Annotated in this window: 7 protein-coding genes; 3 read left to right on the forward strand and 4 right to left on the reverse strand. The window is 34.3% G+C overall.

Annotated features, from left to right (window positions below; translation table 11 throughout):
- Positions 1-9 precede the first annotated feature (9 nt).
- Together LBD46_07525 and LBD46_07530 are read left to right on the forward strand one after the other, a co-directional pair.
- Entirely contained in the window at positions 10-3,714 is a 3,705-nt protein-coding gene (locus LBD46_07525) for a DEAD/DEAH box helicase family protein (GenBank protein MDR2427006.1), read from the forward strand.
- A complete protein-coding gene (locus LBD46_07530; GenBank protein MDR2427007.1) occupies positions 3,701-7,117 on the forward strand; it encodes an Eco57I restriction-modification methylase domain-containing protein in 3,417 nt (1,138 codons plus the stop codon). Before LBD46_07525 ends, LBD46_07530 begins: the two co-directional genes overlap by 14 nt.
- Here the strand turns inward: LBD46_07530 and LBD46_07535 are convergent.
- The 4 genes from LBD46_07535 to LBD46_07550 form a co-directional block, all read right to left on the reverse strand.
- A complete protein-coding gene (locus tag LBD46_07535) occupies positions 7,100-7,543 on the reverse strand; it encodes a hypothetical protein (GenBank protein MDR2427008.1) in 444 nt (147 codons plus the stop codon). The genes LBD46_07530 and LBD46_07535 overlap by 18 nt on opposite strands.
- Positions 7,544-7,556: 13 nt before the next feature.
- Positions 7,557-7,727, reverse strand: a complete 171-nt coding sequence (locus tag LBD46_07540; GenBank protein MDR2427009.1) for a hypothetical protein — start codon at positions 7,725-7,727, stop codon at positions 7,557-7,559.
- A gap of 150 nt (positions 7,728-7,877) precedes the next feature.
- A complete protein-coding gene (gene serS / locus LBD46_07545) occupies positions 7,878-9,152 on the reverse strand; it encodes a serine--tRNA ligase (GenBank protein ID MDR2427010.1) in 1,275 nt (424 codons plus the stop codon).
- A gap of 343 nt (positions 9,153-9,495) precedes the next feature.
- Complete coding sequence (locus LBD46_07550) at positions 9,496-10,908, reverse strand: RtcB family protein (protein ID MDR2427011.1); 1,413 nt, start codon at positions 10,906-10,908, stop codon at positions 9,496-9,498.
- 105 nt (positions 10,909-11,013) lie between these two features.
- Between LBD46_07550 and LBD46_07555 the strand changes: the two genes are divergently transcribed.
- Entirely contained in the window at positions 11,014-12,174 is a 1,161-nt protein-coding gene (locus tag LBD46_07555; GenBank protein ID MDR2427012.1) for an FIST C-terminal domain-containing protein, read from the forward strand.
- The last annotated feature ends 19 nt before the right edge of the window (positions 12,175-12,193 follow it).

Consider the following 12,193-nt stretch of genomic DNA (forward strand, 5'->3'; position numbering starts at 1 on the left):
AATTCTAAAATGCCAAAAATTATAGATAATAGACGAGTATCATTATCGCAAGTTTTAAGAGATACTGCAAAAAACCATAAACATTTAAGTATTGCTACAGGCTATTGGGATTTAGAAGGTACCTGCGAAATTATAGAACAAATAAAAGATTACAAATCCATAAGGCTGCTTATCGGTAAAGAACCCCTTTCAACCCGCAATCAAAAAGCGCACAATATCAAAGAAGAGCTGTTCCCCGATGAGGATATTACTTTTGACTTAGAAAACAGTTCAATAAACACAGATACGTATAGCCTAACAAACTTAAGAAAAGCCGCAAAGATATTATCGCGGCTTATAGAAGAGAAGCGTTTTGAAGTAAAAGTTTTTAGGGATCCGTTTTTGCATGCTAAAGCGTATATTTTTGGCGAGAAAACTTCAACAAATGCCGTCGGTATTATCGGTTCAAGCAATTTTACAAAATCTGGGCTTACTCAAAATGCAGAACTCAATACTTTTGAAAATGATTGCCGCATTGTAATGTTTCAGCCTCAATCTAATGAGCAAGAGCACGGGTATTTAAGCTGGTTTGAAGAGATGTGGAATTCTTCACAAGCCGTTGAATGGACCGGCGATTTTGCAAAGATAGTTCAGCAAAGCCCGCTTGGAGATTTAACGTTTGGCGCTTATGACGTTTATATAAAAACATTAATGGAAGTTTTCCCAGAAGAATTAGAGCCAAAACCTAGACTTGAAAAAAACATTGACGATGTTTTATATTCATTTCAAAACCGCAACGCGGGACTGCTTCTTGCTAAACTAAATAAAATGGGCTTAGCGCTGCTTTCTGATTCTGTTGGGCTTGGGAAAACTGTCACAGCGGGCGCGGTAATTAAAACGTATATTTCACAAGGAGCAAAAAGAATAATTGTTATTGTTCCCGCGTCGTTAAAAGAGCAGTGGCGTCAAGATTTAGGCGAATATTTTGAACTTACCGATGAAATTGAATACAAAATAGTTTCACAGCAAAATTTAAATCAAATCCAAGAAATGATAGATTATAATAACAAACGCTGGATAAGACCTGTTGATTTATTTGTTATAGACGAAGCGCATAATTTAAGGAGCTCAGGAAGCGAAAGATATAAAAAAATAATGGAATGGATAATCACAAATCCAAACTCAAAAGTCTTGCTTCTAACGGCAACTCCGGTAAATAACGGACTTATGGATTTAGCAAATCAAATTCAACTTGCCGCAAAAGGCGCATTATCGTCAGTATCGGTTGAATATGAAGATAATAGAAGGAAGTTGTTACATATTGATTTTTTTGAGAGTTTAAAACGTATTCAAAACAGAATAAAGCAAGCAGAAGAAGAAAATAAACCCTTATCTAAAAAAGAATGGCAGGAAATACAAAAGACAGTATCTCAAGGACTTTCTCATTATCTTGTCCGTTCTACAAGACAGGGCATAGAAAAAGAAGGCGGCATAATATCAAAAGACGGTTCAAAAAAAGTTTTTCCTACCAGCAAGGTTATGCCTATAGGGTATTCATATGGGCAAAAAATAGCGGATTGGGTTTCCCAAACAATAACAAATAATTTATCGGCATTTGAAGGCATAAATCCTAAAACAATAAACATAAATTTGTTTGCAGAATTTACTCAACAATCGTTGCATCCTTTAGATTTCGTTAAAGAAATTATCGCAGACAAAAATTATTATAACCGACATTTTGGTATTACCGACGATACTGTAGACAAATACGGCGACTTTTTATTTGACTCTACAGTAAATTATCCGCTCTTTGATTCAATAAGAAAAAAAGAAAATGAAATTGTTGAAGTAATTACAAATATATTTCAAGCTGTAAATATGCTTGGGTTTGTTCCATACCGTCCTGAAATTTATCTAATAGAAATTCATGCAAAATCTATAAAAGAAATCAATGCACTTGGAAAAAAAGGCGATGAAGGCGCTAAAATCCGTATGCAGCTTGCAATTCACAATATTTTACATATTACTTGGTTAAAAAGATTAGAATCAAGCGCCGCGGCTTTGCTTAAAAGCGTTCAAAATTATAAAAATCGTCTTGAAAAATTTGAGAAATGGTTTGAGAAAGGCTATATTTTGTCTTTTAAAGATATAACTATAGCAGAAGACGAATATGGAGAAGATATAGAAAAAGCGTTTGAAGCTTGGGAAAATTACGAACCGACAGACGAAGAAATAGAAAACGGTAAAAATTTAGAACGTAAAGGCATAGAGAGAAAAGATGCAGATGAAAAGAAATACAATATCGCTGCGATTAGAAAAGACTTACAGAGAGATAAAAAAATAATTCAAGTTCTTATAGAACTGCTGTCTGAACTAAAAAAACCTCAAAATAATGGCAAATTATCAAAATTTACGAAACTTGTAGAAAATATTTTACAAGAGCAAAAATACGGCAAGAAAATTTTAGTATTTAGTTTTTTTTCAGACACGATAAATTATTTAAAAGACGCTCTGCCTGATTTTTTTCAAAGTTCAATTCCTAATTTTTCACAAAGAGTCGGTTTTATTTCAGGGAAAAACGCTAAATCGTCAGATATAGTTAAAAGATTTTCGCCGAAATCTAAAAAATATATTCTAAAACAAGGCGAAACCGAAATATATTTTCTTTTTGCAACCGACGTTTTGTCTGAAGGGCAAAATTTGCAAGATTGCGCGGTTTTAATCAATTATGATTTGCATTGGAATCCCGTGCGCATGATACAAAGAAACGGTCGTATAAATCGTCTTGGGTCATTGTTTAGCGACGTTTTTATAGCTAATGTAAAGCCCGAAGAAACTCTTGAATTATACTTAAATCTTGTCCGCCGTTTAGAAAGAAAAATCAATACCATAAAACATACTATAGGCACAGACCAGTCTGTTCTTGGCGAAAAAGAAAATCCGATAGAATTCATAGATGAATTCAACTCTCTAATAAAAGCCTACAGCGATAAAGAACAAGATGTTAAATCCGCAATTTTAGATTTAGAAAAAGAAGAGGATTTCTTATCTTGGACAAATGATTATATTTATGAGCTCCGCAATTTTTTGAGAGATAACGAAAAAAATAAAGCGGAAATAGATAGAATTAAAAAAATTCCTATTGGCAAATGGAATTATTTGCCAAAACGCGCTAAAACAGTTCCAAATAGCGACTCCTTAGCGTTAATTAGAACAATAGGAAAAACTTCCTTAACGGGACAGTCGATAGATGAAGTTTATTTTTTAAGCGTTAAAACGCAAGAAGAAAAAGCCTCCTATATTGAAAAAGAAATAGCCTTATCTTTGATTAAAACAACCCCGGATGACAACAAAAAATTCATAGACGAAATTTTTATAGATAGGGCAATGGCGGCAAGGGTATCTAAAAATGTCGCTAAAACAAGAGCCGAAATTGCCGATGTTAAATATGATTTTAAATACAACAAACAAATAAAAGCGTTAACCCTTTTACAAGAAGCCTATCCTTTAATTCCTTTACAAGACGTTTTGTCAAAAGGTATTCGCAACGCTTTGCAGGCTGCGCAAATAATGTCAATTTTACGCAAAGTAAATAAAGAGAAGACAGAAAATGGCTCTGTTTTTGCAAGCACATATTCAGAATTTGACAAACTATTGAAAGAAATTATACAAATTCAAAACGAAGAGCGTGAGATTAAAGAAACAATAGGAATATTATATTATGCCTTTAAATAGTACATTTTTCAAAATAAGCGAACTATTAGATTTTCTTCATAAAGAAACCGACAGAAAAAAAGCGTTAAAACTTGCCGTAGAAATTGCAAGTCAAATTATATTTATCATAGATGACAGCATTTCCTTAAAACCCGCGTCAGATATTTTACTAGACAATAAAATTTTATCTTTCCCAAACCAAAAAGTTGACGCTTGGTTTAACAAACATCCGCATTACCCTGATTTTAAAGCTGCGTTCGTTCATTTTAAAAACGAAAATGCTCTGTTTGAATCCAAGTTTTATTGGCTTAATGAAACCTCTACTAAAGCGCGCATATCGGCAGGAGTTATGCTCACGCCTAATTGGGAAGATTCTACGCTCACAAGATTTTCAAATTATAAAGTCGGCATAGACTTCTTTCTTACAAATGAGGCTAAAAGTTTGCTTGTAGTTTTGTCAAATCAAGGAAATTTGCGCGTTTTAGAACTTTCATGCCGACTTACAAACACGCAAATAGAAGTATTAAATAAAATTTCGCAGGCGGGCAAATCAGCGACGCAAGAACTTATACATACAAGTTTATGGAACGCTTTTGCGTTAAAAGAAGTCAATAAAAAATTCTTTGAAGGCATTGCTGAATTATTTACTGAGCTTTTTAATTTTTTGGCTAAAACTAAAGATAGAGAAGATTCAAAATTGTTTGCCAACCGTTTAATAGGGCGTTTATTGTTTATTTGGTTTTTAAGAAAGAAAGAACTTATAAATGAATCTTATAATTATTTTACTGCGGACGAAAATTCTGACGTTTATTATGAAAATAAATTAAAGCTTTTATTTTTTGAGATTCTAAACACGCAAGTTGAAAGCAGAAAAACAGATGATAAAGAGACGCCGTATTTAAACGGCGGACTTTTTGAGGCTCATGCAAATGATTGGATTAATGAAAATATAAAATTTCCAAAAGACTGGTTTTACAGATTGTATGAACATTTTAACAATTTTAATTTTACAACTGACGAATCAACGCCCGAATATGAACAAGTCGCCATAGACCCTGAAATGTTAGGACGCGTTTTAGAAAATTTGCTTGCAATGTTAAATACGGATACAGTTGAAAACGCCCGTAAAGCAAAAGGTGCATTTTATACCCCTCGCGAGATTGTAAGCTATATGTGCAAAGAAAGTTTAAGACAATATCTCTATGTCGCTCTTAATAATCCTGCATACAATGACGGCGTTGATAAACTTTTAGATGAATCTGACGCTGTCTTTGAAACGGCAAACAGTAATGCTAAAAGGGATTTGTGGGGAAAAGCAAGCAAAGATATAGTTATTGCAAAAGTTTTATCGGCATTAGATAATTTAAAAGTTTTAGATCCGGCTTGCGGCTCGGGAGCGTTTCCTATGGGAATGCTGCAGATTTTGTTAAAAAGCTATGAAAGACTTGATTCTCGTTTTGACCCATACAAAATAAAATTAGGCATATTAGAAAATAATATTTATGGAGTTGACATAGAGCCGATGGCTGTAGAAATATCAAGGTTAAGAGCATGGCTTTCGCTTATTGTTGACACTCCGTTAAATAAAACTGTTGAACCTTTGCCGAATTTAGATTTTAAATTTGTCTGCGCTAATTCTTTAATTTCGCTTGAAAAATCATCGACATTATTTGACGATGTGGATACCGAAGAAGAATTGCTAAAGGAAAAAGAACGTCTTTATGGTGAACATGACCACAACAAAGCAGAAAAAATAAGAAATAAGGTGCAAGAACTAACAGATAAATTAGTTAGTTTAGAAGTAAATGAAGCGACGGCATCAGGCCGTGCAAAACAATTGCGTTCAATAGATTTCAAGGATACAACTAAACCTGCTTTATGTTTTGACGTTTTTTGGCATTTTGGCTTAAAAACAGACCTCAACGGCGGCTGTTTTGATATTGTTATCGGCAATCCACCGTATGTGTCCACTAAAGGACTAAAGAAAGAAGAAAAGGATATTTTGCAAAAAGAATTTGGATTTTCTGACGATATGTATAATCATTTCTTTTTTAAGGGAATACAGCTTTTATCTAAAAACGGAAATCTTTCTTTTATTACTTCAAAAACTTTTTGGACAACTCAAACAAAACAAAATTTACGCAATATGTTGTTAACTAAAAAGATAAATTATATTTTTGACACAGCAAATCCTTTTGAATCTGCAATGGTTGATACAAGCGTTATATCTGTGCAAAATAGCAGCCCAGAAGGAAATCAGGTTCGTTTTTTAGATGGGGGTAAAGATTTGAGAAACTATAAAGTTTATTCTGTCGCTCAATCCATTTATTTAAACGTTCAAAATTCTGTAATTTTCAAGCCGACGCAGGAAAATCTAAAAATATATGAATTATATGGACAGAAAGTGAAAGAGTTGTATGATAAATGGTGGGATAAAATAAAAACTAGTAAGGATATAGAAAAAAATAAAAATGAATTAAAAACATATTGCAAAAGTTTAAAACCCGGAGATATTGCTTTACTTGGATGTCTCACAGAGGGCGGACAAGGATTAGCAACAGCTAATAACGGTAAATACATTGCTGTTAGAAAATCTACAAAATGGGCGAAAAATATTATTAAAGAGCGTCCTAAAAAGTTGGCTAAGCTAATAAGAGAAAAGAAAATTTCTATGGCTGGTTTTGCAAATACAGTCGATTATTTGGATTCTTTGAATGAAAAAGAAATTGCCGCATTGTTTGACGATCTAAAAGAAAAATACGGTAGAGACGTTTTTGGACAAGGGTATTTATATCGTCTAATTGACGATGATGAAATTGCTGACGTAGATGCGCTTACAGAAGATGAAAAGAAAAATGGCATATCAGAAAATAAAAAATACTATGTACCTTATGATAAAGGAGATAAAGACGGTAATCGTTGGTATCTTGAAACGCCTTTTGCTATTGCTTGGACACAAAAAAACGTCCGTTTTTTAAAGACAGATACAAATGCTAGGTATCAAGGATATATGTTCTATTTTAAGGAAGGTTTTTGTTGGTCAGATATAAGCGATACGCGAATAAGATGTAGATTAAAATCAAATAGTATCCATGACGTTACAAGTATGTCTTTGTTTTCCATCTATAAAAACATCCCGAATATTTATTTTATTTGTATTATTGTTTCGTCTTTTACTGGGAGATACATAAAAAATTTTATCAATAATACATCTCATTTCCAGATAAATGATGCTCGACAACTACCTATAATTATTCCTTCAAATGAACAAATATTTGATTTTGAAAAATTATTCAATTTTGCCTATGAAACTAAAAGAAAGTTGTTTTTAAATCAAATATCAGAAAATAAGGCACAGGATAAACTGTTAGAAATACAGGTAAATTTAGATAAAATGGTAGAGAAATTATACAGAATAATATAATTGGTAAACAAAATCATTAAGTTTTTGCTCTATTTCTGATAATTTCTTTGTAATGTCAGTTTTTTGTAAAAACCCATCAAATATTTTTTTCTTTAAATCTATAGCTTGCTTAACTAATGGTTGACAGATGTTTAATTGTTTTCTTGTAGGTATTAAAATAGGTAGTTGTCTGATATCATTTATTTGGATATTAACTGTACAGTTAATGTATTCTCTATAGTAATCAAATAATAACTCAGAATTTAATAAAACAACAATATAATAATTCGGTAACGAATCGACAACAGAATTCAATGACATTGAACCAACATCATTTACAGATTTATTCTTTATTTTTACCTTTAACAAACGCGCTTGCGGATTTAAAACATTTGTCCAACAAAAACCTTCCTTAAAATAGAACTGCGGATTTCTGAAAACAGGCATTCCTTCTCCTTTTTTACCAGAATTTGTCTTTAAAAAACGGACGTATCTTTCCGTCATCTCCCCATATAACCTCATAATCACTATTAGAGAAAAATGGCGGGGCTATATAACATAAATCCATGCTTTCATTCGGCAGCTTTTTCAAAACTTCCAGATTATCGACTAATATCACTTGGTTTTTCATTTTGCCAATCTTTTATAGAATCACAAAAAAATGTACAATTTTTAGAATAATCTTTCAATTATAAAATAGACTAGTTTCCATGCTGAAAATATGTTCTATAAATCATATAAAAGTGTGGAAAAGAGCTTTTTATTATAAAAACAAAAAAATTTATTTTGGTTTTATAATGTCAAAGCCCGTATACTTTCTTAAAACTTCCGGAATTATTACTGAACCATCTTCCTGTTGAAAATTTTCAAGAATGGCGGCAAAAGTCCTTCCTACAGCTACGCCGGAACCATTTAATGTGTGCAGGAAATCCCTTTTCTTCCCTTCTTTGTATTTTATTTTTATATTCATTCTTCTCGCCTGAAAATCTTTAAAATTTGAGCATGAAGAAATTTCTCTGTATTCGGCGTCACCGGCAAGCCATACTTCCAAATCATAAGTTTTCGACGAAGCAAACCCCGTATCACCGGTGCATAACAGTGACACTCTGTAAGGAAGTCCTATAAGTTCCAAAACGTTTCCGGCGTCAATGACAAGAGATTCCAGTTCGTCCATGGAATTTTCGGGCTTTACGAATTTTACTAATTCAACTTTATTAAACTGATGATTTCTTATAAGGCCTTTGGTGTCTTTTCCATATGAACCGGCTTCTCTTCTAAAACATGCTGAATAAGAAACGTATTTTTTCGGAAGTGCGGACTCTTCCAGAACATTGTCTCTGTAAATGTTGGTAACGGGAACTTCTGCTGTAGGAATCAGATATAAATCGTCATTGGCACATTTAAAAGCGTCTTCTTCAAATTTCGGGAGCTGCCCTGTACCTTTCATCGAAGCTTGATTGACAAGATAAGGTGTCATGATTTCAGTGTACCCTTTAGCTTTATGCGTGTCAATAAAAAAACTTATAATAGCCCTCTCGAGAGCACAGCCTTCATTCTTTAAAATGGCAAAACGTGAACCGGAAATTTTTGACGCTGTTTCAAAATCCAAAATTCCGAGTTTTTCTCCTATTTCCCAATGTCGTTTAGATTTAAAAGGATGCCTTATAGTATTTCCTACAAGACGAACTATTTTATTATTCGTTTCATTTTTTCCAGATGGCACGCTCTCATCAGGAATGTTTGGAACACGCAGCAAAAAATCTTCCATCTGGCTTTCAATCATAAGCAAATATTTTTCCTGTTTCTGAATTTTGTCTCTTATTTGGTTTATTTCTTCAAGCAGTTCTTGCGGAGGATATTTGCCTTCTCTTTTCAGGCTGCCTATTTCTTCCGATTCTTTGTTTCTTTTAAGTCTAAGCTGTTCAACGTTGGCAATTATCGTTTTTCTCGTATTATCCCAATCAAGAAGCTGCTCAAAATTAATATCTTGGTTTCTAGATTTCATTGCTTTTACGACTTCTTCAACATTTTCCCTTATAATTTTAATATCTAACATTGCTTTCTCCTATTCTAATATTTATATTTTCTGTTATTTTAGCAATTTTTAAAAAGGTTGTCTTTCCAGACTTTTATTATTTTGATAGTAGATATTTTAGAGAGGAAAAGTTTATCAAAAATTATAAAAAGCAAAATCGGGGAAATAAAATCGTAGATTTAGATTTATGTAAAAAAAGTTAATTTTTTAACCGTCGAACAAATGTTACAGGCTATGCCGGCAATTCTGGTGAAGAAAACGTGATGAATTACACGAAAGGTTTAATATGATGATCGTCTAAGACATGAAAAAATCGTTAGCAAAGCTTTCCGATGAAGTGATAAAACTTATCAGACATTTTAATTCAGCCTTTGATAACCGCCAAAGGAACAAGTTTTGCTACTTTATTTGCTATTCCCGCGCCCTCACACGAAGTAATGACTTCGTCAATATTTTTGTACGCGTTCGGCGTTTCTTCAGCTAAAGTTTTATAGGAATTCATAAAAACTTTTATGCCTCTGTTTTCCAGATAATTTTTTAATTCTTTGCCGTTAGTGGATTCTAACGCCGTGCTTCTGCTCATTAATCTTCCGGCTCCGTGACAAACTGAACCGAACGTTTCGTCCATAGCTTTCTGCGTTCCGCAAAGAATATAAGATGCTGTTCCCATTGTTCCCGGTACTATCACAGGCTGACCGTAAGAAACATAGGCTTTCGGTATTTGCGTGCTGCCCGCGGCAAACGCTCTGGTGGCTCCTTTTCTGTGAAGCATAACTTTTCTGCCTTTATGTTTTTCGATTTTTCCTATATTGTGTGCAATGTCATAAACATTTTTTACATCGTCGGCACAGAAACCAGCTTCTTTAAAAGCCTGCCTTATAAAATAAGTTATCATCTGTCTATTTACCCATGCATAATTTGCGCCGCACGCCATGGCGGAAAAATATGTTTTTCCCTCCTGAGAATTAATTGGAGCGCAGCAAAGCTGTCTGTCGGGTACTTCTATACCGTATTTTATTACGGCTTTTTGCATAAGCCCTATGTTATCATCGCAGATCTGATAACCGAATCCACGAGACCCGGTGTGAATCATTATTGCAATGGAATCTTTTTCTATTGTGAGAACTTCAGCAATTTTGCGGTCAAACACTTCTTCAACTTTTTGAATTTCTATAAAGTGATTGCCCGCGCCAAGTGTGCCGACCTGCGCCAAGCCTCTTTCAAAAGCGCGACTGCTGACATTTTCCGAACAGGCACTTTTCATGCAGCCGTTTTCTTCGGTTTTATCCAAATCGTCTTCCAAAGCAAAACCGTTTTCTAGTGCCCAACGGCTTCCCTTTTCAGAAATTTCTTTTAAATCTTTTTTTCTTATTTTTATTGCTCCGCAAGAGCCTATCCCGGATGGTACTTTTTTAAAAATTTTTTCGGCAATGTCATAAATTTTACTTTCGAACGAACTTATTTTTAAATTTGTCGAAAGAAGTCTTACACCGCAGTTAATATCGTAACCTATCCCCCCCGGAGAAATTATTCCATCTTCAACGGAAAAAGCCGCGACTCCGCCTATAGGAAAACCATATCCCCAGTGAATATCAGGCATAGCGAAAGATCCTTCGACAATGCCGGGAAGGCAGGCGACGTTTACTACTTGTTTCAAAGCCTTTTCTTTACCGGCGGATTCAACGATTTCCATCGTTCCGTATAGATAGGCGGGAACGCGCATATTGCCGCTCTTCTCTATTTTCCATTTGAAATTGTTAATTTTTTTTATTTCCATATTTTATTATATTATAATTAATTGAAAGAAAATTGTAATTGAGTTATAATTATTATATCCGTTTATACAAATTCTTTGATGAAAAAAATGTTTCAGGGAGAATTTATGATCAAAACTCTGACGTCGTATACCTCAGAAATAGACAGTCATGAAATCGCAACGGCCGAAATACTCAAACAGCTTAACATCGAAAAAAATCTGTTAAAGCATTCTGTTGGCATATTAAACTGCCATTCCGAGTTTGTCGACTCTGGAATAGTCGAAGCAATATGCAAAGAACTGCCTTTTGACGTAATAGGCACTACTACTTTGGGTAATGCGGTTGCGGGAGGACTATCGCAGATGCAGTTGAGCGTTACCTTGCTTACAAGCGATGATATTATTTTTTCAAGCGCGGTAACCGACCCCTTAAAACATGATAATTACAAAGATATTTTAGGTGTGGCCTATAACAAAGCAGCCGAAAAACTGTCCGGAAAGCCGTCTTTAATGCTTGTATTTGCCCCGCTTTTATTTGATCTTGCCGGAGATTATATAGTAGAATCTCTCGATTTCATTTCGGGAGGAATTCCCATGTTCGGCACGCTGGCGGTAGACCATACGATAGATTACAGTACCGCGGCCACGATTTATAACGGCAAAACGAATAAAAACAGGCTTTCATTAATTCTTATGCACGGCGATATAAATCCGATTTTTTCGATAGCATCAGTTGCCGAAGAGAAAATACTCGGCCAAAAAGCCATTGTAACCGAATCTGAAGGAAATATTCTCAAAGGCGTCAACGGCATGTCAGTTATAAAATATTTACAGTCCATAGGGCTTGCTCCTAATGGTAAAATCGAAGGATTAAATGCCATACCTTTTATTATAGATTTTAACGACGGAACAAAAACGGTTACAAGGGCAATTTTTGCAATAACGCCTGAAGGACATGCGGTATGTGGTGGTGTAATACCGGTAAATGCGACTTTAGGAATAGGGTATATAGACCACGATGATGTCTTATCGACTACGAAATATATCATAAGCAAAATTCTTGAACAAAAAAGACACGACGGACTGTTTATCTTTTCCTGTCTGGTGCGAAACCTCGTGCTGGGTTTTGATGTATTTGCGGAAATGCAGGAAGTGCATGATGGCATAAAAGAAGAAATCCCTTTTTTCATGAGTTATTCGGGCGGAGAAATTTGTCCAGTATGCGATGAAGAGGGAAGACTTGTAAATCGTTTTCATAATGATACCATCGTAACCTGTCTGATATAAGCAATCTAACCGGAGATAT

It is taken from the genome of Candidatus Endomicrobium procryptotermitis, from assembly GCA_031279415.1.
In the GTDB taxonomy this organism is placed as follows: domain Bacteria; phylum Elusimicrobiota; class Endomicrobiia; order Endomicrobiales; family Endomicrobiaceae; genus Endomicrobium_B; species Endomicrobium_B procryptotermitis.